At 66.5% G+C, this 25,459-nt stretch carries 23 protein-coding genes and 1 tRNA gene; 7 read left to right on the top strand and 17 right to left on the bottom strand.

Annotated elements, in window-relative coordinates:
- Positions 1-2 precede the first annotated feature (2 nt).
- Positions 3-707: a lipoprotein-releasing ABC transporter ATP-binding protein LolD gene (gene lolD, locus AC3A6G_RS06450; protein ID WP_487873354.1), complete on the bottom strand. Its 705-nt coding sequence runs from the start codon at positions 705-707 to the stop codon at positions 3-5.
- The gene (locus tag AC3A6G_RS06445) at positions 700-1,956 is read right to left on the bottom strand and encodes a lipoprotein-releasing ABC transporter permease subunit (protein ID WP_487859376.1); all 1,257 of its coding nucleotides are present in this window, start codon (positions 1,954-1,956) and stop codon (positions 700-702) included. The genes lolD and AC3A6G_RS06445 overlap by 8 nt, the downstream gene beginning before the upstream one ends.
- Before the next feature lie 62 nt (positions 1,957-2,018).
- On the opposite strand from AC3A6G_RS06445, the gene AC3A6G_RS06440 reads away from it, so the two are divergent.
- Positions 2,019-2,987: a hypothetical protein gene (locus AC3A6G_RS06440; RefSeq protein ID WP_487873353.1), complete on the top strand. Its 969-nt coding sequence runs from the start codon at positions 2,019-2,021 to the stop codon at positions 2,985-2,987.
- A complete protein-coding gene (gene recJ / locus AC3A6G_RS06435; protein WP_487873352.1) occupies positions 2,984-4,708 on the top strand; it encodes a single-stranded-DNA-specific exonuclease RecJ in 1,725 nt (574 codons plus the stop codon). The genes AC3A6G_RS06440 and recJ overlap by 4 nt, the downstream gene beginning before the upstream one ends.
- A gap of 7 nt (positions 4,709-4,715) precedes the next feature.
- Here the strand turns inward: recJ and AC3A6G_RS06430 are convergent, their stop codons facing one another.
- The gene (locus AC3A6G_RS06430; protein ID WP_487873351.1) at positions 4,716-5,291 is read right to left on the bottom strand and encodes a DUF1003 domain-containing protein; all 576 of its coding nucleotides are present in this window, start codon (positions 5,289-5,291) and stop codon (positions 4,716-4,718) included.
- Positions 5,292-5,482: 191 nt separating this feature from the next.
- On the opposite strand from AC3A6G_RS06430, the gene AC3A6G_RS06425 reads away from it, so the two are divergent.
- Complete coding sequence (locus tag AC3A6G_RS06425) at positions 5,483-6,493, top strand: SDR family oxidoreductase (protein WP_487873350.1); 1,011 nt, start codon at positions 5,483-5,485, stop codon at positions 6,491-6,493.
- A gap of 601 nt (positions 6,494-7,094) precedes the next feature.
- Here AC3A6G_RS06425 and AC3A6G_RS06420 read toward each other — a convergent pair.
- From AC3A6G_RS06420 to petA, 6 genes are all read right to left on the bottom strand, one after another.
- Positions 7,095-7,170, bottom strand: a tRNA-Thr gene (locus AC3A6G_RS06420).
- A gap of 72 nt (positions 7,171-7,242) precedes the next feature.
- Positions 7,243-7,809 carry a ClpXP protease specificity-enhancing factor gene (locus AC3A6G_RS06415; RefSeq protein WP_487862126.1) on the bottom strand — a complete coding sequence of 189 codons (567 nt, stop codon included), beginning with the start codon at positions 7,807-7,809 and terminating at the stop codon, positions 7,243-7,245.
- Positions 7,810-7,842: 33 nt separating this feature from the next.
- Positions 7,843-8,454 (bottom strand): glutathione S-transferase N-terminal domain-containing protein, encoded by a 612-nt coding sequence (locus AC3A6G_RS06410; protein ID WP_487862127.1) that lies wholly within the window; start codon positions 8,452-8,454, stop codon positions 7,843-7,845.
- A 95-nt stretch (positions 8,455-8,549) separates the two neighbouring features.
- Complete coding sequence (locus AC3A6G_RS06405; protein ID WP_487862128.1) at positions 8,550-9,323, bottom strand: cytochrome c1; 774 nt, start codon at positions 9,321-9,323, stop codon at positions 8,550-8,552.
- A gap of 29 nt (positions 9,324-9,352) precedes the next feature.
- Positions 9,353-10,789 (bottom strand): cytochrome b, encoded by a 1,437-nt coding sequence (locus AC3A6G_RS06400; RefSeq protein WP_487862129.1) that lies wholly within the window; start codon positions 10,787-10,789, stop codon positions 9,353-9,355.
- A 14-nt stretch (positions 10,790-10,803) separates the two neighbouring features.
- The gene (gene petA / locus AC3A6G_RS06395) at positions 10,804-11,421 is read right to left on the bottom strand and encodes a ubiquinol-cytochrome c reductase iron-sulfur subunit (protein WP_487873349.1); all 618 of its coding nucleotides are present in this window, start codon (positions 11,419-11,421) and stop codon (positions 10,804-10,806) included.
- A 101-nt stretch (positions 11,422-11,522) separates the two neighbouring features.
- Here petA and AC3A6G_RS06390 point away from each other — a divergent pair, with 101 nt between their 5' ends.
- From AC3A6G_RS06390 to AC3A6G_RS06375, 4 genes are all read left to right on the top strand, one after another.
- Positions 11,523-11,657: a hypothetical protein gene (locus tag AC3A6G_RS06390; RefSeq protein WP_487873348.1), complete on the top strand. Its 135-nt coding sequence runs from the start codon at positions 11,523-11,525 to the stop codon at positions 11,655-11,657.
- A 45-nt stretch (positions 11,658-11,702) separates the two neighbouring features.
- The gene (locus tag AC3A6G_RS06385; RefSeq protein WP_487873347.1) at positions 11,703-12,008 is read left to right on the top strand and encodes a hypothetical protein; all 306 of its coding nucleotides are present in this window, start codon (positions 11,703-11,705) and stop codon (positions 12,006-12,008) included.
- A gap of 134 nt (positions 12,009-12,142) precedes the next feature.
- Positions 12,143-12,757 (top strand): YjbF family lipoprotein, encoded by a 615-nt coding sequence (locus tag AC3A6G_RS06380; protein ID WP_487873346.1) that lies wholly within the window; start codon positions 12,143-12,145, stop codon positions 12,755-12,757.
- Entirely contained in the window at positions 12,754-15,792 is a 3,039-nt protein-coding gene (locus tag AC3A6G_RS06375) for a YjbH domain-containing protein (RefSeq protein WP_487873345.1), read from the top strand. The genes AC3A6G_RS06380 and AC3A6G_RS06375 overlap by 4 nt, the downstream gene beginning before the upstream one ends.
- A 9-nt stretch (positions 15,793-15,801) precedes the next feature.
- On the opposite strand, the gene AC3A6G_RS06370 is transcribed toward AC3A6G_RS06375, so the two are convergent.
- The 8 genes from AC3A6G_RS06370 to AC3A6G_RS06335 all read right to left on the bottom strand — a co-directional run bounded on the left by AC3A6G_RS06370 (position 15,802) and on the right by AC3A6G_RS06335 (position 25,433).
- Positions 15,802-17,025 carry a lipopolysaccharide biosynthesis protein gene (locus AC3A6G_RS06370; protein WP_487873344.1) on the bottom strand — a complete coding sequence of 408 codons (1,224 nt, stop codon included), beginning with the start codon at positions 17,023-17,025 and terminating at the stop codon, positions 15,802-15,804.
- Complete coding sequence (locus tag AC3A6G_RS06365) at positions 17,022-18,263, bottom strand: hypothetical protein (protein WP_487864269.1); 1,242 nt, start codon at positions 18,261-18,263, stop codon at positions 17,022-17,024. The genes AC3A6G_RS06370 and AC3A6G_RS06365 overlap by 4 nt, the downstream gene beginning before the upstream one ends.
- Positions 18,260-19,327, bottom strand: coding sequence for a glycosyltransferase family 4 protein (locus AC3A6G_RS06360; protein WP_487873343.1), 1,068 nt, complete (start codon positions 19,325-19,327; stop codon positions 18,260-18,262). The genes AC3A6G_RS06365 and AC3A6G_RS06360 overlap by 4 nt, the downstream gene beginning before the upstream one ends.
- A 14-nt stretch (positions 19,328-19,341) precedes the next feature.
- Entirely contained in the window at positions 19,342-20,490 is a 1,149-nt protein-coding gene (locus tag AC3A6G_RS06355; RefSeq protein WP_487862137.1) for a polysaccharide pyruvyl transferase family protein, read from the bottom strand.
- Positions 20,491-20,511: 21 nt separating this feature from the next.
- Positions 20,512-21,225 (bottom strand): sugar transferase, encoded by a 714-nt coding sequence (locus AC3A6G_RS06350; RefSeq protein ID WP_487862138.1) that lies wholly within the window; start codon positions 21,223-21,225, stop codon positions 20,512-20,514.
- A 340-nt stretch (positions 21,226-21,565) separates the two neighbouring features.
- Positions 21,566-23,821, bottom strand: coding sequence for a polysaccharide biosynthesis tyrosine autokinase (locus tag AC3A6G_RS06345; RefSeq protein ID WP_487862139.1), 2,256 nt, complete (start codon positions 23,819-23,821; stop codon positions 21,566-21,568).
- Positions 23,818-24,273: a low molecular weight protein-tyrosine-phosphatase gene (locus AC3A6G_RS06340; protein WP_487864272.1), complete on the bottom strand. Its 456-nt coding sequence runs from the start codon at positions 24,271-24,273 to the stop codon at positions 23,818-23,820. Before AC3A6G_RS06340 ends, AC3A6G_RS06345 begins: the two co-directional genes overlap by 4 nt.
- Positions 24,270-25,433 carry a polysaccharide biosynthesis/export family protein gene (locus AC3A6G_RS06335; protein ID WP_487862141.1) on the bottom strand — a complete coding sequence of 388 codons (1,164 nt, stop codon included), beginning with the start codon at positions 25,431-25,433 and terminating at the stop codon, positions 24,270-24,272. The genes AC3A6G_RS06340 and AC3A6G_RS06335 overlap by 4 nt, the downstream gene beginning before the upstream one ends.
- Positions 25,434-25,459: the final 26 nt, after the last annotated feature.

The raw sequence follows: 25,459 nt of genomic DNA, 5'->3' as shown, positions 1-25,459 counted from the left end.
AATCAGCCGGCCAGGCGCCCCGCCACGAGTTGCAGCACGCGGTCGCAGCGGCGCGCGAGATCCTGGTCGTGCGTGACCATGACGAAGGCGGTCCGGTGCTTGTGCGCGAGCTCGAGCATCAGCGCGAACACCGTGTCGGCGGTGCTGCGGTCGAGGTTGCCGGTGGGCTCGTCGGCCAGCACGCAGGCGGGCTGCGTGACCAGTGCGCGCGCGATCGCGACGCGCTGGCGCTCCCCGCCCGACAGCTCGGCCGGACGGTGGTGCAGGCGCTGGCCCAGGCCCACGCTGTCGAGGATCTTCGCGGCCGCAGCGGCGGCCTCCGACGATTCGGCGCGCCGGATCTTGAGCGGCATCGCCACGTTGTCGAGCGCGCTGAACTCGGGCAGCAGATGATGGAACTGATAGACGAAGCCCAGGTGCCGGTTGCGCAGGCGCCCCTGCTCGGCCGCATCGGCATGGGCGATGTCCTTGCCGAGCAGCTCGACCTTGCCGCTGGTGGGTTCGTCCAGGCCGCCCATCAGGTGCAGCAGCGTGCTCTTGCCCGATCCGGAAGCCCCGACGATCGCCAGCGTTTCGCCGGCACGCACGTCGAGGTCGACGCCGTGCAGCACGGTCAGGTCGATGCGGCCTTCGTGGAAGCGCTTGGTGAGGCCGCGGGCCTTGAGCACCACGTCATTGCCGGCGGCGGTAGGGGCGAGTTCACTCATAGCGCAGGGCCTCGGCGGGATTCACGCGGCTCGCGCGGTAGCTGGGGTACAGCGTGGCAAGAAACGCCAGCACCAGCGAGATGATGGCGATCGGCATGATGTCGCTGCGCTGCGGATCGCTCGGCATCTTGCTGATCAGGTAGATGTCCTTCGGCAGGAAGCTGGCCTGGAACAACTGTTCGAGAAAGGGCACGATCACGTCGATGTTGTAGGCAATGCCGAGGCCGAGCGCGAGCCCGGCCACGGTGCCGATCACGCCGACCATGGCCCCCTGCACCACGAAGATGCCCATGATGCTGCGCGGCGAGCTGCCGAGCGTGCGCAGGATCGCGATGTCGGCGCGCTTGTCGGTCACCGTCATCACCAGCGTGGAGACCAGGTTGAACGCGGCCACTGCCACGATCAGCGTGAGGATGATGAACATCATGCGTTTCTCGACCTGCACGGCCGCGAACCAGGTCTTGTTCTGCCGCGTCCAGTCGCGGATGAGGAACTGGCCCGGCAGCGTGACGGCCATCTGGTCGGCCACGTCGCGCGCTTCGTTCAGGTCCTTGAGCTTGATGCGGATGCCGCTCGGGCCCTCGAGCCGGAACACGCGCTGCGCGTCCTCCGCGTGGATCATGGCGAGCGCCGAGTCGTATTCGTAGTGACCCGAATCGAAGGTACCGACCACGGTGAACTGCTTGAGCCGCGGCACCACGCCGGCCGGCGTGACCTGCCCGCCCGGTGCCACCAGCGTGACCTGGTCGCCGGGCTGCACGAACAGCGCGCGTGCGAGCTCGCCGCCGAGCACGATGCCGAACTCGCCCGGCACCAGTTTGTCGAGCGTGCCCTTCTGCGCGGTGGTGGCGATGTCGGTCACCTCGGGCTCGAGCGCCGGCACGATGCCGCGCACCAGCGTGCCCTTCATGTCCTCGCCGCGCGCGATGAGCGCCTGCGTGGCGATGAAGGGCGCGGCACCGATCACCTCGGGGTTCTGGCGCGCCGCGGCCATGATCGCGTCGAGGTCGGGCAGGGCCTGGCCGTCGCGCGACAGGATCTCGATGTGCGAGACCACGCCGAGCATGCGGTCGCGCACCTCTTTCTGGAAGCCGTTCATCACGCTGAGCACGATGATCAGCGCCGCCACGCCGAGCGCAATGCCGAGCATCGACACGCCCGAGATGAAGGAGATGAAGCCGTTGCGCCGCGTGGCCCGGCCTGCGCGCGTGTAGCGCCAGCCGAGCTGCAGTTCATAGGGAAGTCGCATAAGTTCAGTGGTCCAAGGCGCGTTGCGCGCGCCGAGATTGTGGCATCCCGGACAATAGCCGGATGGCCGAAGCCCCCCCACGACACCTGTTGATCCCCTTCGCCGGCCGCGGTTCCCCCGCATGCCGCGCGGCCCTGCCCGCGCTGAGGCTGCCGAACCTCGAATCGCTGCTGTCACGCCTCACGCTGGTCGACACCGACCCGCAGGACGAAAGCACGCGCTCCCCGCCCCACGAAAGGGCGCTGGCGCGGGCGCTGGGCATCGCGTCCGACGACGGCTGCATTCCCTGGGCGGCGCTCGAAGCGCGGCAGGCCGGCATCGCCGAGCCGCACGACCGCGAAGCCTGGGCGCGGCTGTCGCTGTGCCATTGGCAAGTCGGCATCGACGACGTGGTGCTCGGCGACCCGGCCGCCATCGAGATCGACGCGGCCGAATCGGCGGCGCTGCTCGAGGCCGCCCGCCCCTTCTTCGAGGAGGACGGCATTGCGCTGCATGCGTCGCACACGCCGGGCCGCTGGCTGGCGCGCGGGCGCATCTTCGACGGGCTGCCCACGGCCTCGATCGACCGCGCGGTGGGCCATCCGATCTCTCAATGGTCGCCGCTCGCCGACGCGGCCCGGCCGCTGCGCCGGCTGCAGAACGAAATGCAGATGCTTCTCTACACCCAACGCGTGAACGACGAGCGCGCCGCGCGCGGCGTGCCCGCGATCAACTCCTTCTGGCTCAGCGGCACCGGTGCGCTGCCGCCGGACACCACGGTCGCCTCGCCGCCGCCCGAGGTCAGCGAGGCGCTGCGCGTGCCCGCGTTGCGCGACGACGGGCCCGGCTGGGCCGAGGCCTGGCAGGCGCTCGACGCCGGCGCCGTGGCCGACCTGCTGGCGGCGTACACCGCGGGCACGAACGTCACGCTCACGCTGTGCGGCGACCGCGCAGCGCAGCGCTACGGCGTGCAGCAGCAGCGCGGCCTGCTCGGCTGGGCCCGGCGCCTGTTCGAACGTGCCCAGGCCGCCACGGTGCTCGAGGCCCTATGAAGATCATCGCCAGGGACATTCCACCGCGCAGCGCCTGGGCGCTCGAACAGGCCGGCGTGCATCCGCTGCTGGCGCGCCTCTTTGCCGCGCGCGGCGTGCTGGCGGGCGACGAGCTCGACGACGGCCTGGCGCGCCTGCTGCCGCCCGACACGCTGCACGGCACGCGAGAGGCGGCGGTGCTGCTCGCCGATGCGATGAACCAGGGCAAGCGCCTGTGCATCGTGGCCGATTACGACTGCGACGGCGCCACCGCCTGCGCCGTGGCGGTGCGCGGCCTGCGGCTGCTCGGCGCGCAGCATGTGGGCTACCTCGTTCCCGACCGCGTGGTCGACGGCTACGGCCTCACGCCTCCCATCGCCGAACGCGTGGCCGCGAGCGGCGCCGACGTGCTCATCACGGTCGACAACGGCATCGCGAGCGTCGAAGGCGTGGCCGCGGCCAAGGCGCGCGGCCTGCAGGTGCTGGTGACCGACCACCACCTGCCCGGCCCCGAACTGCCGGCGGCCGACGTGCTGGTGAACCCGAACCAACCCGCCTGCGCCTTCGAGAGCAAGAGCATCGCCGGTGTCGGCGTGATGTTCTACGTGCTGCTCGCGCTGCGCTCCGAGCTGCGCGCGCGCGGCATCTTCACGGCGGCCACGCAGCCCAAGCTCGACGTGCTGCTGCCGCTGGTCGCGCTCGGCACCGTGGCCGACGTGGTCAAGCTCGATGCCAACAACCGGCGCCTGGTGGCGCAGGGGCTGCGGCGCATCCGGGCCGGCGCGATGCCCGCGGGCATCGCGGCGCTGTTCAGGGCGGCGGGGCGCAACGCGCCGGCGGCCACCACCTTCGACTTCGGCTTCGCGCTGGGCCCGCGCATCAACGCGGCCGGACGGCTCGCGGACATGACGCTCGGCATCGAATGCCTGCTGACCGACGATGCAGCCCGCGCCGACGAGCTCGCGCGGCTGCTCGACGGCATCAACCGCGAGCGCCGCGACATCGAGGGCGGCATGCGCGAGCAGGCGCTGCTGCTCGCCGAATCGCTGTTCGGTGCCGACGTCGACGGCGCCGAGACCACGCCCGCCGCGATCAGCGTGTTCGGCGCCGACTTCCACGAGGGCGTGGTCGGCATCGTGGCTTCACGCATCAAGGACCGCTTCCACCGGCCGACCTTCGTCTTCGCGGCGAGCGGCGCGCCCGGCAAGGAACACGAGCTCAAGGGCTCGGGGCGCTCGATCCCGGGCTTTCACCTGCGCGATGCGCTCGACCTCGTGGCCAAGCGCCACCCGGGCGTGCTGCTGCGGTTCGGCGGGCATGCGATGGCGGCCGGCTGCACGGTGGCGCGCGACCGGTTCGAGGTGTTCGAGCGCGCGCTGGCCGAAGTGGCGCACGAATGGCTCGATGCCGCCACGCTGACCCGCCGCATCGACACCGACGGCCCGCTGGCGCGCGAGTACATGCGCATCGACCTCGTCGACACGCTGCACCGCGAGGTGTGGGGCCAGGGCTTTGCGCCGCCCACGTTCAGCGAAGAGGTCGAGGTGGTGTCGCAGCGGCTCGTCGGCGAGAAGCACCTCGCGCTCAAGCTGCGCCACCAGGGCCAGCCCGTCGACGGCATCTGGTTCGGCCGCACCGAGCCGCTGCCGCCGCGCGTGACGCTCGCGTTCCGGCTCGATGCCGACGAGTGGCAAGGGGTGCGCCGCGTGCGCTTTCTCGTCGAGGCCGCCGAACTCCCTTGAGTCGCGCTCAGCCGCGGTTGCGGTGGATCGATTCGGCCTCGACGATCTGGTGCAGCACCTTGCCGGGGTCGATGCGCTCCGTCAGCGCTCGGACCTCGCCGTGGCTTTCGGGCGGCAGCTCCATCTTTTCGGCCATGCGGGTGACGAGGCGCAGCAGCGCCGTCATCTCGCGCTCGTTCAGCAGGTCGATCTGCAGGTCGAGGTGGTGCCGCCGCTCGCTTTCTTCTGCCGACATGTTCTGGCTGATGAGGATCAGGATCGCAAGCACGATCGCCTCGATCGAAACCATGAAAAGCAGGAAGGTGAACGGATACGGGTCGACAGGCCAGACCCATTGGTTGAGCGCGATCCAGACGGCGAAGAACGCCAGGTTCCACCACAGGAAGGCCACCGTGCCGCAGAAGCGCGCCACGCGGGAGACCAGCCGGTAGAGCGGCGGCTTGGACCGGCGGCTGTCTTCTTCGAGCGCCAGGATCGCCTCGATGTTGCGATGCGTCAGATCCTGGATCGATGGATGCCCGTGGCGGCCGTTCTTACGGGGTGCGGTGGTGTGCGGGTTCGTGTCGTTCTTGTCAGGCGCCATCGCCCGTGCTCCAGAGTCGAGAGCTTGCAAGATGCGCAAACCGCGCGTCCACCGGCGTAGGCGCGCGTCGTCGTTCGATGCAGGCGAAGTGCAGTCGCGCGACACGACGGGCGCGCATTCGAGACGCATTCCTACGCGGGCGCCCCGCCGCGGCACTAGCGTGGCATCTCCGAAGCAGGAGTTCCCGCACCATGAAGACGACCACCGCCCCCGCCAGGAAATCCGCCGCGAAATCTGCCGGCACCACCGCCGCCCGGCAACGTGCGGTCCAGCAGGCACAAGACGCCAAGGACAAGGCCAAGCCCACGGCCAAGAAGCCGATCCGGCCGGCCCAGATGGGCGAACGCGCCCAGCCGGCCAACCCGATGCCGGCGCAGCACCTGAAGAAGCCCGGCAACGAGGCGGACCTTGCGCTGCAGCCGCGCTTCGAGGCGCCCGACTACAAGGGCAGCGGCAAGCTCGAGGGCATGGCCGCGCTGATCACCGGCGGCGACTCGGGCATCGGGCGGGCGGTGGCCGTGCTCTACGCCCGCGAGGGCGCCGACGTGGCGATCGCCTACCTCGACGAGGACGAGGACGCCGAGGAAACGCGGCGCCATGTCGAAGCCGAAGGCACGCGCTGCATCCTCATCCGGGGCGATGTCTGCGACCCGGCGTTCTGCCGCGAGGCGGTGGCGCAGACGGTCGATGCCTTCGGCAAGCTCGACATCCTGGTGAACAACGCGGCCTTCCAGCTGCATGCCGAGTCGATCGAGGACATCACCGACGAGCGCTTCGAGATGACGCTGCGCACCAACGTCTTCGGCTACTTCCAGATGGCGCGCGCCGCAGTGCCGCACCTCGGCCAGGGCGCATCGATCATCAACACCGGCTCGGTCACGGGCCTCGAGGGCAGCGCCCACCTGCTCGACTATTCGACCACCAAGGGCGCGATCCATGCGTTCACCAAGTCGCTCGCGAGCAACCTGCTGCCCAAGGGCATCCGCGTGAACGCGGTGGCGCCGGGGCCGGTGTGGACACCGCTGAACCCGGCCGACAGCCCGCCCGAGAAGATCAAGGACTTCGGCAAGGCCACCGACATGCAACGCCCGGCGCAGCCCGAGGAACTCTCGCCGGCCTACGTGTTCCTGGCCGCGCCGAGCTGCGCGGGCTACATCACCGGCATCGTGCTGCCGGTGACGGGCAGCGTCGGCGCGGTGTGAGCCGGCGGTCGCGGCGGCCGGCGCAGAGTGTGCGACGTCATGGCGTCGAGCACGCTCAACGCCGTGACCAGAGCGTCGACCATCGGCACCTTGATCCCGGTAATCGACGCGCTGCGGATCGGCCGCCCACCGATCTTTCATTGGACCTTCTTGTTGTTGAGGGTGAACGCTCCGGACTGCAATTGCGCAAAGGCTTGGATGTTCTTTATTCATCCAATGCCATATCGATGGACTGATCCGCCATTTGCTCTTCCGGACGGTCGCTATTTCCACGCTCTCAAATAGCGGCAAAGCGGGTGACGATTCCCATTTGCCGTCACTAGGCCGCATGATGGTTCTGCACACGCGCAGGACGCGACCGCCGTTTCTTTCCGAATTCGTGACCTAAACCACGCAGAGCCACGGGCTACGGCCGCGATGCCTCATGATCGTTACCTGGCGGTCATGCCTTGCGCCGCATCGGGCAACGCGACGCGGCGGCAACGGGCAGCTTTTTCAGATGCGAAACGGCAGCGAGCGGATGGCCTGTTTTTGTGGATGGGCATCAGCGCAACAAGAAAAAGCCCGAGGCGCCTTGTGGGGCGCTACCGGGCTTTGAAGATGGTGCCGCTTGTCGGAATCGAACTGACGACCTTCCGCTTACAAGGCGGGTGCTCTACCAATTGAGCTAAAGCGGCATGATTGCTGAGTGGCTGAATTCTACCGAAGGCTTGCGGAGCGTTGCATTCGCCCCCGGCCTGGCTTCTTTTCTATTTGATTCGCTTGAGCGAAGGGCGGTTGCCGCCGCCGGTCGGAGGGCGCGGCGGCTCGTCGGGGGCGTTCTCGTCGACGCCCGATGCGTCACTCGAGTCTTCGCCGGACACCAAGTGGACGATATTGTTGGCATCGCCCTCGGTGCCCCGGGACGCATCTCGCAGCGGCATGCGCGCTGGCGCCGAGGCCGTTGGCAATACCGGCTCTGCGCCCGCTTGGCCGTCTTGCGTGCCGAGGGGCACGGCGGGCGGGAAAGCCATGCCCTGCCCGTTCTCGCGTGCATAGATGGCGATCACGCGGCCCACCGGCACGACGATCTCGCGTGCCGAGCCCGCGAAACGCGCCTTGAACTCGATGAACTCGTTGCCCAGCTTGAGAGAGCTGGTCGCGTCGAAGCTCACATTGAGCACGATCTCGCCGTTCTTCACGTACTCGCGCGGCACCTGCACGGTGTCATCCACCTGCACAGCGACATAGGGCGTGAACCCGTTGTCGGTGCACCATTCATAGAGCGCCCGAATCAGGTACGGGCGGGTGGAGGACGACTCGAGCGCGTTGATCATGAAATTTCTACTACCGTGCCCCGTGGGAGAACCTTACTTCCGCATGACCTTTTCGGACGGCGTGAGCGCCTCGATGTAGGCCGGACGCGAGAAGATCCGCTCGGCATACTTCAAGAGCGGCGCCGCATTCTTGCTCAGGTCGATGCCGTAGTAGTCGAGGCGCCAGAGCAGCGGCGCGATCGCGACGTCGAGCATCGAGAAGTTGTCGCCCAGCATGTACTTGTTCTTGAGGAACACGGGCGCGAGCTGCGTGAGGCGGTCGCGGATGTGCGCGCGCGCCTTCTCGAGGGCTTTCTCGTTGCCCTTGGCGGTGCGGTTCTCGAGCGCGGCCACATGCACGAACAGTTCCTTCTCGAAATTGAGCAGAAACAGCCGCACGCGGGCGCGGTCCACCGGGTCGCCGGGCATCAGCTGCGGATGCGGGAAGCGCTCGTCGATGTACTCGTTGATGATGTTCGACTCATACAGGATCAGGTCGCGCTCGACCAGGATCGGCACCTGGCCGTACGGGTTCATCACGCCGATGTCTTCGGGCTTGTTGTAGAGGTCGACGTCGCGGATCTCGAAGTCCATGCCCTTTTCGAACAACACGAACCGGCAGCGGTGGGAAAAGGGGCAGGTCGTTCCTGAATACAAGACCATCATGGCGAGAGACTCCTAAAAATCAAAAAGAGTGGGTCGCGTTCGCAACCCACTCTGTGGGACCGGACGCGCGCGGCGCCCGGTCGGCGTGGACGGAACTACTTGACGTCTTTCCAGTACGAGGCGTTCAGTCGCCACACGAAGACCAACGACATGACGAGGAACAGCAGGACCCACACGCCGATGCGGATGCGGGTGTTCTGCGCCGGCTCGGCCATCCATTGGAGGTAGCCCACGAGGTCGCCCACCGCATTGTCGAACTGCAGCGGGGTCATGGTGCCGGGCGTGACCTGCTCCCAGCCCTTGAAGACTTCGGTCTCGTGGCCGTGCGACACCACCTTGGTGTAGACCGGACGGCGCTCGCCCTGCAGTTCCCACAGCGGGTTGGGCATTGCGACGCTCGGGAACGCCAGGTTGTTCCAGCCCGTGGCCTTGGTGTCGTCGCGGTAGTAGGTGCGCAGGTAGGTGTACAGGTAGTCGGCGCCGGTGCCGCCATGGCCGGCCCGCGAGCGGGCCACGAGCGTCAGGTCGGGCGGCGTGGTGCCGAACCAATCCTTGGCCTGGCGCGGATCGAAGTTGGCCTTCATCGTCTCGCCGACCTTCTCGGTCGTGAACAGAAGGTTGTCCTTGATCTGCTGCTCGCTGATGCCGATGTCCTGCAGGCGGTTGTAGCGCATGAAGGCGGCCGAGTGGCAATTGAGGCAGTAGTTGACGAACAGCTTGGCGCCGTTCTGCAGCGAAGCGACGTCGGTGGTCTTGTTGGGCGCCTTGTCCCAGGCGATGCCGCCTTCGGCAGCCGACGCGGTCGCGGAAAAGGTCAGGCCCAATGCCAGACCCATAACCGCGATCCAGCCAGAAATGCATTTCTTCATCGTGTTTCTCTCGAGCTCTCTTGGGCTTCTCAATGGGCGGCGAAGGTCACGCGGTCGGGCACGGGCTTGAACTCGCCCTTGCTGCTCCACCAGGGCATGAGCAGGAAGAAACCGAAGTAGAACAGCGTGCCGATCTGCGAGATGGTCTGCGCGATATCGAGCGCGAACGAACCGATGACCAGGTTGCCCCAGACGCCTGGTGCCTGGATGCCCAGGTAGCCCAGGATCAGGAAGAAGAACACGAAGACGGCGTACACGTACTTGTGCCAGCTCGGACGGTAGCGGATCGACTTGACCTCGCTCTTGTCGAGCCAGGGCAGGAAGAACAGGATGATGACCGAGCCGCCCATCACGACCACGCCCCAGAACTTGGCGTCGAAGGCCTTGAGCAGGAAGATCACCACGGCTGCCACGACGGCAACCGCGATCTTCAGGGCCATGCCCGACCTGCCCTTGACGAAATTCAGGATCGCGGCCGCGCCGATGATCAGCGCGAACACGTTGACCATGTCGTCGGTGGTCGCACGCAGCATCGAATAGAACGGCGTGAAGTACCAGACCGGCGCGATGTGGTTCGGCGTCTTGAGCGAATCGGCCGGGATGAAGTTGTTGTACTCGAGGAAGTACCCACCGGCTTCCGGCGCGAAGAAAACCACGGCCGAGAAGATCGTGAGGAACACCACCACGCCGAAGATGTCGTGCACCGTGTAATACGGGTGCGACGGGATGCCGTCGAGCGGATGACCATCAGGTCCGCGCGTGGCCTTGATCTCGATGCCGTCGGGGTTGTTGGAACCCACTTCGTGCAGCGCGATCAGGTGGGCCACAACGAGGCCGAGCAGCACCAGCGGCACCGCGATCACGTGGAAGCTGAAGAAGCGGTTCAGCGTGGCATCGCTCACCACGTAGTCGCCGCGGATCAGGAGCGCCAGGTCAGGGCCGATGAACGGAATGGCCGCGAACAGGTTCACGATCACCTGGGCGCCCCAGTACGACATCTGGCCCCAGGGCAACAGGTAGCCCATGAAGGCTTCGGCCATGAGGCACAGGAAGATCGCACAGCCGAACACCCAGATCAGCTCGCGCGGCTTGCGGTAGCTGCCGTACATGAGGCCGCGGAACATGTGCAGGTACACCACGACGAAGAACGCCGAGGCGCCCGTGGAGTGGATGTAGCGGATCAGCCAGCCCCAGGGGACGTCGCGCATGATGTACTCGACCGAGGCGAAGGCGAGGTTCGCGTCGGGCTTGTAGTGCATCACGAGGAAGATGCCGGTCACGATCTGAATGACGAGCACCAGCATCGCGAGCGAGCCGAAGATGTACCAGAAGTTGAAGTTCTTCGGTGCGTAGTACTTGCCCCACTGGTCGTTCCAGAGCTTGGTCAGCGGGAACCGGTTGTCGACCCAGTTGAGGAGCTTCTCGCCCGCGGGCGCGTTGGGGGAGATTTCGCGGAATTCAGCCATGTTCTTCTTCTGCCTCAGGCCTTCTTGGAGTCTTCACCGATCAGGAGCTTGGTGTCCGACAGGTACATGTGCGGCGGCACAGGCAGGTTGTCGGGTGCGGGCTTGTTCTTGAAGACACGGCCGGCGAGATCGAAGGTCGAACCATGGCAGGGGCACAGGAAGCCACCCTCCCAATCGTTCGGCAGCGATGGCTGCGGACCGGCCTGAAGGCGGTCGACGGGCGAGCATCCGAGGTGGGTGCAGATGCCCACCACCACCAGCACATCGGGCTTGATCGAACGGTGTTCGTTCTGCGCGTAAGCCGGGGTGAACTCGTCGGGGTAGCGCTGGGACTGCGGGTCCGCCAGCTGGCCATCGAGCTTGGGCAGCTCGGCCAATTGCTCAGGCGAACGCTTGAGGATCCAGACGGGCTTGCCGCGCCACTCGACGGTGATCTTCTCGCCGACCTGGAGGCCGCCGATGTCGACCTCGATGGCGGCGCCCGCGGCCTTGGCCTTCTCGGAGGGCTGGAATGTGCTTACAAAGGGAATCGCGGTCGCCACGCCTCCCGCTACGCCGGCACAGCTGGATGCGATCAACCACGTCCGCTTGCTTGTGTCGATCCGGGGGGAGCCGGAGGTCATGTCACTCATGGGGATCCTCTAAGTCTTCTTCGCTGGAGCAGGGTCAACCCGCGATTGTAGCGGGCTGTGGAGCGCATATTCAACGGTCACGGGCGCGCAAGCCCCAACCCATGCATGCAGGTCATGCAGAAGGCTCAATTAAGAACAATGAATTAGCCATTTATTTCAAAGACATTTCGACACAGCCATTTGCACCCGCAAACGCCATAAAAGGTAAATTAGTTGCGGCACACTTCGCCAACTGATAGTCTTCTCTCAACTGTTAATTGCTATAGAGAGGATAAATCGCCATGAGAATTAAGCCATTGGTTTCCGCGGCCGCTGTCGCCGTTCTGGGCCTCTCCTCGGCGTTTGCCCAGACGCAGACACCGCCGCCTGCACCCGCTTCGGTCGCGACGCCGGCACCCCAGCCGGCCAACGCCTCGGGCGCCACCAACTCCGCATTCGGCCAGCTCACCGCGGCGCAGGCCGGCGGCGTGGCCGCCGGCGTCGGACTCGCAGCGGCCGTTGCCAGCGGCAATGGCGGCAACAGCGGTGGCGGCAGCGGTACGGGTGGTACCGGCGGCACCGGCACGGGCACGACCGGCACCAACTGAACGTGCCGGCCCTCCCTGCGGGAGGGCGCTCGCCAAAGGTCCCGTCCGCCGGCTTCGCCGTGCGATGGGTCGAATGCTGTCTTCTGGCAGCATTTCTTTTGGGCATTGGCGGCTGCTCTTCCGGTTCCTCGGCCATGCTGGCCACGGCGCGGCATCTCTATGGCGGCCCGTCCGCTGCTGCTTCCCAACCCACCTTCAATCCGAATTACCGCTATTTGCGCGTGACGACCGGCGCGCAGACGGTCTTCATGGTGCTGGGCTATATCGACCAGCGCCCCGAGGGCGCGGTCGAGGTCTGGTACAGCGGCAGCGGCGAAGTGCTGCGGCTGCTCGACGGGCGGCTGGTGGGGACGAGCGGGCTGTCGACCGACTGGCGCGAGGTGCGCTTCTCGAAGCTGCCCGCCTGGTCCGGCGACGCGGCCGCGAAAACCTACGTGCGTGAGCGCGACATGATGCCCGGCTACCGCTTCGGCATCCGCGACGAGGTGGCGCTGGCGCCGATCGCTGCTCCCAGCCAGTCGGCGCTGGCCGGCAGGCCCGCCGCATCGCTGCGCTGGTACGAGGAGCGCAGCACGACGCGACCGGCAAGCGCATCGCTCCCGGCCGCCCGCTTCGGTGTTTTGCAAGCGGGAGGCGCGCCGCGCGTCGTCTATTCCGAGCAATGTATTTCCAATAACCTGTGTATGAGCTTCGAGCAGTGGACGCCTTCTTCTCCAGCACCCGTCGCAGCGGCGAGCGCTGGTTCATGAGCCGTCCGCTTCTGCTGCGTGGCCTTGCCAGGGATCCCCGGCCCCTTCGCGCTGCGATGGCCGCCTGTGCATTGGCGGCAAGCTGCGCGGCGAGCGCCCAGGTGCCGGCCAATGCGCCGGCCGACAATGCCTCGCCCGCGAGCGACACGGACATCCGGCCCGGCGAACGCCTGAGCGCCTGGCTGCTGCGGCAGCCGCCCACCGCGGCATCGCCCGGACTCGCCTGGCGTGTTCCGCAGGAGCGGCTGGCCCAGCAGTTTCTGAAGAACACGCTGCTGGTGCGGCTCGAAGCGTCGCGCCGCCGCGCACCGAAGGCCGAACAGGCGCAGCACCAGCAACTGATCGCGCGGCTGCAGGGCCTGCCGGTCACCGGCCGCGTGGCCCTCGGCATCGTCGACCCGCGCTGGCTCGAGGCACATCCCGACCAGGACCCGGTGCTCGCGGCCGGCCAGCAGCTGATGGCGCCGCCACCCGCGCTGCGGACCGTGACGGTGCTGCAGGCCGACGGCCGCCTGTGCCAGGTGGCGCACGAGGCTGGCCGCAAGGCGTGGGACTACGTTGCGGCCTGCGATGTCGAGGGCGACTACGACTGGGCCTGGGTGGCCCAGCCCGACGGCCGGACGGCGCGCGTGGGCGTGTCGCCATGGAACGCGCATCCGTCGGACGAGCCCGCGCCGGGCGCCTGGATCTGGTCCGCGCCACGCGGCATGGACGACCTGGAGCGCATCTCCGAGGGCATCATCAAGCTGCTGGCCACGCAAGGGCCGTCGCCGCAGGAAGAAGCCACTGCGCAGGCGCCCCTCACCGAGGCCGCAGCCTCCGCACCGGACTCTCCGGCCGCGCCGCCCTCGACGGTGATCTCCGTCCTCACCGAGCCGGCCCCCGAGTACCGTGCGCTTCAGACCAGCGGCAACGACTGGGGCGAAACCGGCCTGCTCCAGACGCCGACCGCACGCATGGGCCAGGCAGGCGACATGCGGACGTCGATCTCGCATGTGTCCCCGTACACCCGGCTCAACGTGATGTTCCAGCCGCTGGACTGGCTCGAGGCGGGCTTCCGCTACAGCTCGATCAGCAACCGGATCTACGGCATCGGGCTCAGCAACCAGGGCTACAAGGACAAGAGCATCGACCTGAAGGCGCGCCTCTGGAAGGAATCGGCCTACCTGCCCGAAGTGGCGCTCGGCTTTCGCGACATCGGCGGCACCGGCCTGTTCTCGTCCGAGTACCTGGTGGCGAACAAGCGCTATGGCGAGTTCGACTTCAGCCTCGGCATCGGTTGGGGCTACATGGGGAACGCCGGCACCATCAGCAACCCCTTCGGCCTGCTCGACAGCCGCTTCAAGACCCGGGTGAGCCAGACGACGTGGGGCGGCGCCAACTTCAGCCGGCTCTTCCGCGGACCTGCGGCGCTGTTCGGCGGCGTGCAGTGGCGCACGCCCTGGGAGCCGCTGACGCTGAAGCTCGAATACGAAGGCAATGACTACCAGAACGAGCCGCTCAACAACAACCAGCGGCAGCGCTCGCCGGTCAACATCGGGCTCGAGTACCGCTACGCGCCGGGCGTGACCTTCTCGGCCGGCTTCGAGCGCGGCGACAAGGTGATGGTCGGGCTCACGCTGCAGACCAACCTCGCGAAGATGCAGATGCCCAAGACGGCGGACCCGCCCGCGCCGAAGTTCTCGCCGACCGCACCCACGGCTTTCCAGGGCTGGGCCGCCACGGCCGCGGACATCGAGCGCCGCACCGACTGGACCGTCCAGCGCATTGCGCCGCAGGGCGCGATGCTGCACGTCTGGATCACCGAGAGCGCCACCGTCTACCGCAGTGCGCGCGTCGAGCAGATCATCGCGGTGCTGCACCGCGACGCGCCCGGCTCGGTCCGGAATTTCGTACTGCACTATTCGGAACGCGGACTGCCGATGCATGCGCAGGTGGTCGACCGCGACGAATGGGTGAATGCGCACTACCAGGCGCAGACCCCGGCCCAGCAACGCGCCGCGAGCCAGCGCGACTACGCACCCGCGCCGCTCGATGCCGACCCCGGCGTGATCGTGCCGGTGGTGGCGGGCCGCACCGCCGCGGCCGCCGTAATCAATAGCGGCGACAGCGACAGCAGCAAGCGCCTGCCCGCATGGGAGCGCGACACCCCAAAGTTCACGATCGGGCTCACGCCCAGCCTGGGCCAGATCCTCGGCGGACCGAACGCCTTCGTGCTCTACCAAGTCGGGGTGCAGGCCGTGGCCGAGTACCGCTTCACGCCGAGCACCTGGGTCAACGGCGCGCTGAACCTGCGCCTGGTCGACAACTTCGACAAGTTCACCTACACGGCGCCGAGCAACCTGCCGCGCGTGAGGACCTTCCAGCGCGAGTACGTGACCTCGCGGCGGCTGACCATTCCGGTATTCCAGCTCACGCACGTGGGCCGGCTCACCGACAACCAGTACTACAGCGTATACGGCGGCGCGCTCGAGACGATGTTTGCGGGCGTCGGCGGCGAGTGGCTCTACCGCCCGTGGCGCAGCAAGCTCGCATTCGGCGTCGACTTCAACCATGTGCGGCAGCGCGACTTCGAGCAGGACTTCGGACTGCGCGACTACAAGGTCAACACCGGCCATGCGACTGTCTATTGGGACACGGGCTGGAACGGCGTGCTCGCGAAGGTCAGCGCGGGCCAGTACCTTGCGGGCGACCGCGGCGTGACGATCGACATCAGCCGCCGCTTCGACAACGGCGTGGTGCTCGGTGCCTATGCGACCAAGACCAACGTCTCGGCGCGGCAGTTCGGCGAAGGCAGCTTCGACAAGGGCATCTACCTGTCGATCCCGTTCGACGCGCTGCTGCCGCGCACGAGCAAGTTCACCGCCAACTTCGCCTGGGCGCCGTTGGTGCGCGACGGGGGTGCGCGGCTGGGCCGAATCCATCCGCTCTACGAAATGACTTCCGCACGCGACCCGAGCGCCTACAAGTTCCGCGCGCCCGGCACGGGCGAGCCGCGCGCGGGCGACAACATCCTGAACTTCGAGCGGCGGTAGCTGACGGCGTCAGCGCGCCGGCGCTGCGGCGCCCGCGCGCATGATGAAGAACAGCCAGCCGATCATGGCCGCCGCCATGCAGGCAAAGCCGACGGTCATGGCGTGGATGGTCTGGATGTAGGAGATCGGCGGCTCGGCTGCGAACATGCACGCCGCGAAAACCAGCGCACCGAAGATCGAGCACCACAGCAGCGCGCCGGGCCGTCCGGCCGCCCTGAACCCGGTGCGCAGGCACATCGTGAGGCCGAACACGGCCGGGGCATAGAAGAACGGCGAGAAATCCATGCCGGCGTAGTTGCGCCCGAAGGCCAGCACCACCAGGTGCGGCCCGAGCAGGCCGAGCACGACGCCGCCGACGGCCGCCACGAGAAAGCCGAACAGCACGAACTTGACGAAGAGGCGGTGCGCCTCCTTGCGCGCCTCCGTCTTCCAGCCGGCCGCGAGCCGCGGCAGGATGTAGTAACCCAGCGCCAGCAGCACGTACTGCATCGGCAGCAGGAAAGTGATGTAGATCTTCAGCAGCCCGCCCTGCGCGGCATCCGCCGAGGAGCCGAGCAGCAGGATTGCGCCGCCCGTCATGATCCAGCTCATCCACTGCGAGAGGCCGGCCTTCCAGCCATAGCTGGCGGCCTCGCCGATGGTCAGGGCCTGTGCATCGGCAGGCGCCGGCAGCGGCGCGATCACGCGCCCGAGGTTGCCGGCGATCAGCAGGGCGAACGGCAACTGGACGATCGCGATCCACAGCAGCGCCTCGGCCCAGGTAGTGGGCTTCAGCCCGATCAGCACCGCCACGTAGCCGACGCACACCAGGAGGCCCGACGCGCAGAGCGCGAGAAAGCGCCGTCCCACGAGCAGCATGCTGCGCGCGGTCCAGAACAGCTCGTAGCCCACGATCAGCGCGATGCCGGCCCAGGCCAGCGGACCGGGAAAACTCGCGAACTGCCACGCGAGGAAGCCCGCCACCGAGACGCCCAGCACGAGCGCCCAGCTCCACCATGCCGCCGACCGGCTCGCGTAGTAGCGCTTGATCAGGATCGGCTCGTGCACCACGGCCGTGTGCAGGATGTACTGGAAGCTGACGATCGCGAGAAAAGCCGAGGCGATGCCGAAGTCGGCGGGCGACAGGGCGCGCGCGAGCGCGAAGCTCAGCAGCAGCTGGCTCGCGCTGTAGATGCACTGATCGGCAATCGCGTAGACCGGGCCCAGGCGCTTTCGAATGCCCGCGATGTTCATTCCGAGAACGACAGCAGGACCGGCTGGGCGCTGGCCCTGGCTGCGAAGCCGCCCTCGTCCGGCGCACCGCAGCCGCCGCGGCGCACCTGCGGGAAGAACTCGACGCGCGTGCATTTCCTGCCCTTCTCGGCCGGCACGACCACGTTCTGTTCGCCGCGCTCGGTCCACACCACGTGCAGCAGCGCGCTTCCACGGCTCAGCACCAGCTTGTGCACGCCTCCGGCCTCCTCGTAGGAGACCTTCCTCGCGTCGCGCACGATCCGCAGGAACTCGGTGAGGCTCCCGAACGCCTCCTTCTTCTCGCCGCTCTTCGACTTGAGCCCGAAGTTGTCTTCCCGCGCGACGACCGAGGTGCCGCGGTCCTTCCAGGCATAGAGGTTCAGCAGCTTGATGCCGGCCGCCACGTTGGTGAGGTATTCGCGGAAGATCAGCGAGGCCTGGCCGTTGCGGTCGCGCACCGGCAGGTACGAGGCATAGCCCCATTCCGAGGCCACGATGCCCACCTTGTTCAACTGCCGCTGGTCGAGCTCGGCGCGCAGCCTGGCGTAGTCGGCGATGGCCGTTTCGGGCACCGAGCGGTACGGATGGATCGAGATGTCCGTCAGGCAGTTCGACTTGGCGGCCGAGACGAAGGCATTCTCGATCGGCGCCGGCACCTGGCCAGCGTGGAACGGCAGCTTGGCGAAGCCGAAGCCCATGACGATCTTCGGCGGCGTCTTCAGCTGCGAGATGCTGCTGCAGAAGGCCGCGGTCGCGACGCCGAAGTCCGCATGCAGCGACGGATTGAGAAAAGTCTTGTGGTCGGGCTCGTTCCAGAGTTCCCACACAGCCACGTCATCCGCATGCGCCTCCATGAAGCCGCGCGCGAACTCCGCGAACAGCTTCTCGCGCTGGCCGCCGCGCAGGTCCGCCGGCCGCTGGCCCCAGATTTCGCGCCCGCCGAACAGCGTGACGATCGCTTCGAGCCGCGCGTTCTTGACGCGGCGGATCAGGCTCGAATAGTCGATCGACGCCGGGTTCACGCTCTTGAGCGGCGGCCGCGCGCCGAAGCGCACGAACTCGAAGCCCGAAGCCTTGATCTCCCGCAGGTCGTCGTCCGAGATGTCCGCGGGATCGATCTGCACGCTCAGCGCCACGGGGTATGCCGATGCCAGTTCGGCGATGCCGCGCGCCTGGGCCCCGCTGCCGAGGCCGGCCAGTGCCGCCGTTGCCAGCAGGAAAGCAAGTATCTTCTTCAAAGCACCGACTCCTTGTAGAGGTCGACGATTGCGGCATTCATGCGGTCGGCGGTGTATTTCTGCTCGAACAGCGCGCGGCCGGCACGGCCCATGCGCGCCAGATCGTCCGAGGCAAGGCGGTCGATCTCGCGCAGCATGTCGTCGATGCGCTCGAGCGCGAACAGCCGTCCGCTGCGATGGTCCTCGACGATGTCGACCAGCCCGCCCACGGCCGAAGCAAACACCGGCTTGCCGCGCGCCATCGCCTCGACGGCCACCAGGCCGAAGCCCTCCCAGCGCGAGGGAACGATGATCGCCTCGCACGAACGGTAGGCCTCGTCGAGCGCTTCCTTTTCGAGCCAGCCCTTGAACTCGACCTCGTTGGGCTTGGCAAGCGGAAGGTCGTTGCGGACCGCTTCGCCGACCACGACCAGCTTGAAGTTCGGCCGCACACGGACGTAGGCATCGAGCAGCGCGTCGACGCCCTTCTGCTGGTCGAGCCGCCCGACGAACAGGATCTTCCTTTCGGACGGAACCTGGCGGGGCGCGGCCTCGATGGCAGCCGGTGCCGGCGAGGCGGCGATGCCGTTCGGAATGCAGGTGCAGCGCTTGATGCCGAATTTTTCGGCCAGCCGCAGTTCATGGTCGCTGATGCAGATGATCGCGTCGCTCCGGTGCGAGAGCAGCCATTCGATCCAGCGGTAGATCGCCTTCTTGTACGACGGCCCGATCTGGTCGAAGGCCCAGCCATGCGAGCAGTAGACGATGCGGGTCTCGGCCGGCACCTGGCCGACGAGCGCCATGGCGCGCACGACGCCCCCTGCGATCGAGCTGTGGAGATGCAGCACCGTCGGGCGTTCCGTGCGGATGATCCTGCGGATCTCGGCCGCATAGCCGGCAAGCACCAGCGGACTGCGCGCCGCCGGCACGACGTGCGTATCTTTCGGGCTCAGCCAGTCGACCGGCGCTGGCAGCACGAACTTGGCCTGGGAGATCGCGGGCGAATTCTGCTGGAAGCCCGACACCATCCGCAGGTAGGTTTCGAGGCCGCCCTTGAGCGTCTCCGCGACGTGCAATATCTTCATGTCGGCCCATCCATTCAGATCAGTGCATGGATGCCGGCCACGACCTGGCTTCGGAGCGCATCGAGGCGTTGCCGGGCCGGGTTCCGCTCACCCAGCAGGTCCCGCACCGAGGACCCGAGCTTTTCCACCTCGGGCGACAGGTCGAAGAGGTGACGCTCGCGTCCCGTCAGTTCGAAGAACGACGCGACCTTCTTGTCCCAGTTCATTCCGACCGAAGGAATGTGCAGGCCATAGGCCACGATGTTGGCGTGCAGCCGATGGGCCACGATGCAGGCGCACGCGCTGATCAGCGACACCAGTTCGTCGGGATGGCGAGGCACCACGAAGGCTGGTTTCGCCTCGCCGGCTGCCAAGACGATTTCGTCCAGCACCCGGTTGTCCTCGGCCGCGCCGTTGGTGAAATAGAGCACCCGCAGCCCCTGCGCGCGCAATGTGTCGGCCAGGCTCGAGAAGAACCGAGCCGACGGCGTCGAATTGGCGCTGCCGTATTCCGAATTCATCACCAGCGCATCGAGGCTGCTGACGCAGATGCCGACGTCCCAGGTCTTCTCGGGCGACAGCTCGTCGGGGAACGCGTCGGCACAGATCAATGCCGGATCGGGCACGACCCGGATCTGCGGCCGCGGCACCTTGAAATACGTGTGCAGGTTGTCGGCCGACTCCTGGTCGCGCGTGGCGTAGAACACCGGCCTTGCGTTGTCGAGGAAGCGCTTGACCAGGAATTGCCCCCAGAACGTCCATCTGGCGGTCACGCCCACGCTCGCGACCACCACCCTCTTCCCGCGCAGCAGCCGGCTCAGGAAAAACAGCTTGGCCGGAAAGTTGAGCGCCACGTCGCAGAAAAGCTGGCCGCCGCCAATCACCACGAGGTCGGCATCGTCGACGGCCGCCTCCCAATTCCTGCGCCATGAGGAAACGTAGCCCTTGAGGCAATACAGGAACACGATCAGCGACCGCAGCAGCAACGGCAATTTCGCGAACACGCGAAAGGCGCCGCCGCCACGCAGGTTCTCTTCCGCAAATCCCTGCCGACCGGCAATGTCCAGGAATTCCACCCGCGCCTGTGGGTATTTGAGGCCGACGATGTGCGCGAGCGAGGCAGCGATCACGCCGTCGCCGAGGTTGTCGCTGAAGGGCACAGCGCAGATCAGGATCTTCTTCATATCATCAATCAGGCGAAGCGCTCAGCGCGAGCCATGTCCCACGGCGACGACCCAGATGGTCCGGATGAAGATGCCGATGTCCCGGCTGACCGACAGCGTCTCGACGTAGGCAACGTCGAGCGCGACGCGCGCCTTGTAGCTCAGCTGATTGCGGCCGCTGACCTGCCAGAGTCCGGTGATGCCCGGGCGAACGGCGCAATAGAACGACCAGTCCGAGCCGTACAGGCTCTTCTGGTCGAGCATGCAGGGGCGCGGGCCGACAAGGCTCATGTCGCCCACCAGCACGTTCCAGAACTGCGGCAATTCGTCCAGGCTGGTCTTGCGGATGAATTTGCCGAACGGGGTGATGCGCGGGTCGTTCTCCAGCTTCTGGTATTCGGCCCATTGCTGGCGCGCCACCGGGTCGTTCTTCAGATGCTCTTCCAGGATCTGCGCGGAGTTCGGCAGCATCGAGCGGAATTTGTAGAACTTGAAGATCCGCCCGCCGCGTCCGTAGCGGGGTTGCGAATAAAGTACCGGCGCGCCCGATGTGATCAGCACGCCGACCGCCAAAATGGCAAATAGCCAGCCGAAGGCGCAGAAGAAGAACAGTGCCGCGGAAATGTCCACTGTCCGTTTGCCTGCGCGCAGCATGGGCGAATGACGCACCCTCGTCCATCCCGCATCGCCCGCAATGCCCCCGAAGGCCTCGTCGCCGGGGGGCACCATCGATTCCTCCGAACGGAAATTGGTCATCGGAATGCTCCTATTTCACATTCAAGGATCGAACGAATTTCCAGCTGAAGAAGTCTCATTGCAGAGCACCTTTCGTCTTACAAGCGCGTGCTTGCCCCTTGCGGGTCCTGTGGCATATGAAGGCCCGGCGCCCGAGCCTTTTCGACCCGGACCGCGGAAGCCCTGAAGGTTGCGGCGCAAAAATCCGTGCGCGGGCAAGCGATCTGGACGAGTAATACCAAATGAATACGCTATTCGCCCGAGTGCTTTTTAATTAGCAAATAACCCATCGCACCTATTTAGTGCGTCCAGTGATAAATCTCACATTCTTGGCAAATTTTCCCAGAAACGGAGCTTAAGACTAGGTGATATCCCTGTTGTTTTTGTATTTATAGTGTGTGTATCGGTAACCGCCGTACTTATAGCTGCTGCTACCGGCATGCCGTCGAGATAAGTCCATAGCATTCAATATGACGCCATTGGCGGCGCAGCCGGCATGGGCCAGCCTGCGGATGCTTTCGTTCAATTCGCCCAATTGGGTCTTTTCAGCACGCGCCACGAGCAGCAGCGAGCCGGCGAGCGGCGCCACCGACGCGGTGTCCGCAGCCACCAGCACGGGCGCCGTGTCGACGATCACCAGGTCGTAATCAGGGGAGAGCTTTTGCAGAATCTGCGAAAAAGATTCGCTCAGTAGCAATTCCGCCGGGTTGGGCGGCAGCACACCGGTCGTGATCACGTCGAGGTTCGGCTGGACCGATGAGCGAAGCGCCTTGTCCTGCGTGATGGTGCCGGCGATCAATTCGGACAGGCCCGGTGACCGCGGCATCGAGAAGAACTGGTTCACCCGGCCCTTGCGCAGGTCGGCATCGATGAGCAGCACCTTCTTGCCCGAGGCCGCGGTGATGGCCGCGAAGTTGACCGACACGAAGGTCTTCCCGACGCCCGGGGTCGCACCCGAAATGAGCAGTCGGTTGTTGGCAGCTTCGAGCATGGTGAACTGCAGCGCGGTGCGCAGGCTGCGCAGGCTTTCGATCGCGGGGTCTTCCGGTTGCTGCAGCGCCAGCACGTGCAGGCCGGGCGCCCTGTTCTCGATGCTCTTGTCGATCAGCCGCTGGGCGCCGCTCAGCGGAATGCTGCTGTAGACGCTGAGCCCGGTTTGCAACTCGATCTCGCTTGGGTTGCGGATGCCGCCGAACAGCGCGTTGCGCCCAATGGCCGCGGCTACGCCGGCGCCGAGCCCCAACAGCAGGGCCACGGCGAAGATCAGCGAGCGCTTGGGCCAGACGGGCTCCTCGGGAACGATGGCTTCGTCCAGAAGCCGCACATTGCCGACCTTGCCTTCCTTGGCGAGGCGCATCTGCAGCGAGCTGTTGAGCAGCGATACGTAGAGATCGGTGTTGACCTTGATGTCGCGCTGCATCTGCACGGTGTTTTGCTGCAGCAGCGGCATCTTGCGGATACGGACGTCGACACCTGCGATCTCGCCCTTCCACGCGGCGATCTGGTTGTCCAGCGTCTGCAGCGTCGGGTGCTTGTCGGTGAAGCGCGCCGAGAGTTCGCGCCGCTTCTGCTGCGCCTCGAGCAGCTTGGCCTGCAACTCGACGGTCTGCGACAACGCGTTCTTCGCCTCGTCGTCGAGGCTCACGGTGCCATTCTCGTTGCGGTAGCGGTTGTAGAGATCTTCGGATTGCTCGAGCTGCTTCTTGAACTGGGGCAACGCGGTGTCGAGGAAACCCAGCGTCTTCTCGGCCTCGGCCGCCTTGCGCTCGATGTTCTGGCGAACGTAGAGCCGGCCGACCTCGTTGAGAACCTGCGTGAGCCGCTCGGGATCGGGGTTCTTCCAGCTGACGTCGAGCACGCCCGACTGCTTGCCCTTCTCGGCCACCTTGAGGCTGTCCTGCAGCGCCAGCAGCGTCTTCTGCTTCGAGAACCTCACCAGCTCGAACTGCGCACCCGGCTTCGCGTTCACAGTGCTCACCAGCAGCCGGAGCCGTGCGCCGCCGAGTTCGGCCAGAAGCGGCGTGCCGATCGCACCCGCAAGCGGCGCGGCCATGTCGGGATGGCTCAGTTCGTACTGGTTGTTCGCCTTCACGGTCAGCCGGAAGGGCTTCTCCTCCAGGCTCGCCGGCACGTCGAACTGCGGAACCACGATCTGCTCGGTGCCGCTCACGTAGCCCGAAAGCCCCATGAAGCCGGGGTCCGAGAGCTCGCTCGCGCGCCGCGAAAGCCAGCTGCCCACGACCGGCGCATAGCGCGGCCGAGCGCTGATGTAGAGCTTGGTGTTCTCCACCGCCTGGCCGAGGATCGCGCGCGAACGGATGATCTCGATCTCGCCGGCGGCCGGGGTCTTGACGCTCAGCAGCGACGAGGCGGCATCGCCGAGGAAACTACCGGCGGAATTGCCCGAGTCTTCCACCTGCACGGCGAGGTTGGCCTCGTACACAGGCTTGCCGAAGAGCGCATAGGCGGCACCGAGGCACAGCGCGACCGCAACGACGCCGGCAATGAGCCAGCGGTTGTCGATCAGGATGTCCAGGTACTCGACCAGGTTGATGCCTTCGCTCTCCTCTTCCAGCGGTGGCATCGGCAGGGCGGCTTGCTGCGGTGCTGCATTCATGTCGGTTGCTGCTCGGGTGTTGTAATTTTCAGAATGCGGTCGATCCAGGTCCTGGCCCCCACGTCAATGAGCGAGAGCGCGTGCGCGAACGCCGCCTCGTCCTGCCGGTAGGGGTCGGGGACGTCCTGCTTGGCGGCCTCGGCGATGCGGAACACCTTGCCGCGCACGAACGGGTAGGTCGTCTCGAGGTGGCGGCGCTGGTCCATGTCCATCACGAGGATCAGGTCGGCCTGCCGGCACAGCAGCTGGTTCGCCTGCTGCGCCACGTGGCCCGAGATGTCGATGCCGCGCGCCTGCATGAGCTGCTGCGCCATCGGATCGGCGGCGCGCCCGACGAGCGCGCCGGTGCCCGCGGACATGACACGCAGGTGCGGCAGTCCTGCCGCCAGCAGGCCTTCGGCCATGGGGCTGCGGCAGATGTTGCCGATGCAGACCGTCAGTACGGATTTCATCGGTGGCGGCTCCAGACTTCGTCGCCCGCGTTGATGACCTGCGCGGCCGGCAAGATCAGGCTTGCAAGGCGGTTCCAGGTCACGAGCGGCACGGAATCGATGTAGACCACGTCCTTGGGCTGCAGCGGGAAGCGCTCGGCGAGCGCCAACGCCGCAGGGTTGCGTGCATTCAGATGGAAGATCGCCGGCAGGCCGCGCGCGTTGTTTCGGATGACGTAGATCTGGCCCGTGTTGGCGGACGCCAGGTTCGGACCGCCGGCTTCGCCGAGCGCTTCGTTGAGGCTGAGCCGCCCGTTGTACATGCGCAGCGCCGAGGGCCGCGCGATCTCGCCCATCACGAACACCTTGCTCTCGTCGCGGTTGCGCACCTGCACCACGTCACCGTTGCGCAGCGGGATCCTGCTGGCATCGGCACCGCGCGCCTGCAGGCGCTCCAGGTCGATCTGCGTGGTCCTGTCGCCGCGCGTGAGCGTCACGAACGACCGGTCGCCATTCGCGGTGACGCCGCCGGCCCGGCTCAGGGCTTCGGCCAGCGTCATCGGCACGTCGGTGAAGATCTGCAGCCCGGGGTTGCGCACCTCGCCTTCCACGAATGCGCGGCGGCTTCGGAACGACTGGATCCGCACCGTCACCTGCGGCGACTTGATGTACTCGGAGATCCGGCTAGCGATGAGGTCGGAGGCTTCGATCTCGGTGAGCCCCTCGAGCTTTACGCGGCCGATGTACGGAAAGCTGATCTGGCCCGTGGCGCCAACGATGAAGCCGGGGGCCACGCTGATGCCCGTGGGGTCGGCCTGCTGCGTGATCACTGCACCCGCGTTCGGCAGCAGTTCCGGGTGGTCGTAGACGATCACCCCGACCACGTCGCCGGGTCCGATGGTGTACGCCGGAGCTTCCCCGAACAGTGCCTTCACGTCCGGCGCAACGGAAGTCGGCTCCGCCTCGGCCATCGTGCGGATGAGCGCAGGCGAAATGGACGTGATCACCCCGTCCGGCGCACCGTCGGCCGGCAGGTACTGGAATTCGGGAGGCAGGCTCTGGTCGGCCTCGTAGGCGCCCAACGACCCGAACCCCGGTGCACAGCCCTGCAGCAATAACGCGCCCATTAGGGCAAAACCCCACCCCTTCGGGTACACGAAGCGTGTCAAATTGATCCCCATTGCACTAATTGGTTTTAACAACCGCG

It is taken from the genome of Variovorax sp. Soil_C_26, assembly GCF_057657075.1.
Note: the sequence above shows the minus strand (reverse complement) of the source record. Positions and strands in the feature narration are given on the sequence as shown.

Coding starts and splice junctions, on each gene's coding strand:
- lolD (WP_487873354.1), bottom strand. CDS start 707: ATGAGTGAACTCGCCCCTACCGCCGCCGGCAATGACGTGGTGCTCAAG.
- AC3A6G_RS06445 (WP_487859376.1), bottom strand. CDS start 1,956: ATGCGACTTCCCTATGAACTGCAGCTCGGCTGGCGCTACACGCGCGCA.
- AC3A6G_RS06440 (WP_487873353.1), top strand. CDS start 2,019: ATGGCCGAAGCCCCCCCACGACACCTGTTGATCCCCTTCGCCGGCCGC.
- recJ (WP_487873352.1), top strand. CDS start 2,984: ATGAAGATCATCGCCAGGGACATTCCACCGCGCAGCGCCTGGGCGCTC.
- AC3A6G_RS06430 (WP_487873351.1), bottom strand. CDS start 5,291: ATGGCGCCTGACAAGAACGACACGAACCCGCACACCACCGCACCCCGT.
- AC3A6G_RS06425 (WP_487873350.1), top strand. CDS start 5,483: ATGAAGACGACCACCGCCCCCGCCAGGAAATCCGCCGCGAAATCTGCC.
- AC3A6G_RS06415 (WP_487862126.1), bottom strand. CDS start 7,809: ATGATCAACGCGCTCGAGTCGTCCTCCACCCGCCCGTACCTGATTCGG.
- AC3A6G_RS06410 (WP_487862127.1), bottom strand. CDS start 8,454: ATGATGGTCTTGTATTCAGGAACGACCTGCCCCTTTTCCCACCGCTGC.
- AC3A6G_RS06405 (WP_487862128.1), bottom strand. CDS start 9,323: ATGAAGAAATGCATTTCTGGCTGGATCGCGGTTATGGGTCTGGCATTG.
- AC3A6G_RS06400 (WP_487862129.1), bottom strand. CDS start 10,789: ATGGCTGAATTCCGCGAAATCTCCCCCAACGCGCCCGCGGGCGAGAAG.
- petA (WP_487873349.1), bottom strand. CDS start 11,421: ATGAGTGACATGACCTCCGGCTCCCCCCGGATCGACACAAGCAAGCGG.
- AC3A6G_RS06390 (WP_487873348.1), top strand. CDS start 11,523: ATGCATGCAGGTCATGCAGAAGGCTCAATTAAGAACAATGAATTAGCC.
- AC3A6G_RS06385 (WP_487873347.1), top strand. CDS start 11,703: ATGAGAATTAAGCCATTGGTTTCCGCGGCCGCTGTCGCCGTTCTGGGC.
- AC3A6G_RS06380 (WP_487873346.1), top strand. CDS start 12,143: ATGCTGGCCACGGCGCGGCATCTCTATGGCGGCCCGTCCGCTGCTGCT.
- AC3A6G_RS06375 (WP_487873345.1), top strand. CDS start 12,754: ATGAGCCGTCCGCTTCTGCTGCGTGGCCTTGCCAGGGATCCCCGGCCC.
- AC3A6G_RS06370 (WP_487873344.1), bottom strand. CDS start 17,025: ATGAACATCGCGGGCATTCGAAAGCGCCTGGGCCCGGTCTACGCGATT.
- AC3A6G_RS06360 (WP_487873343.1), bottom strand. CDS start 19,327: ATGAAGATATTGCACGTCGCGGAGACGCTCAAGGGCGGCCTCGAAACC.
- AC3A6G_RS06355 (WP_487862137.1), bottom strand. CDS start 20,490: ATGAAGAAGATCCTGATCTGCGCTGTGCCCTTCAGCGACAACCTCGGC.
- AC3A6G_RS06350 (WP_487862138.1), bottom strand. CDS start 21,225: ATGACCAATTTCCGTTCGGAGGAATCGATGGTGCCCCCCGGCGACGAG.
- AC3A6G_RS06345 (WP_487862139.1), bottom strand. CDS start 23,821: ATGAATGCAGCACCGCAGCAAGCCGCCCTGCCGATGCCACCGCTGGAA.
- AC3A6G_RS06340 (WP_487864272.1), bottom strand. CDS start 24,273: ATGAAATCCGTACTGACGGTCTGCATCGGCAACATCTGCCGCAGCCCC.
- AC3A6G_RS06335 (WP_487862141.1), bottom strand. CDS start 25,433: ATGGGGATCAATTTGACACGCTTCGTGTACCCGAAGGGGTGGGGTTTT.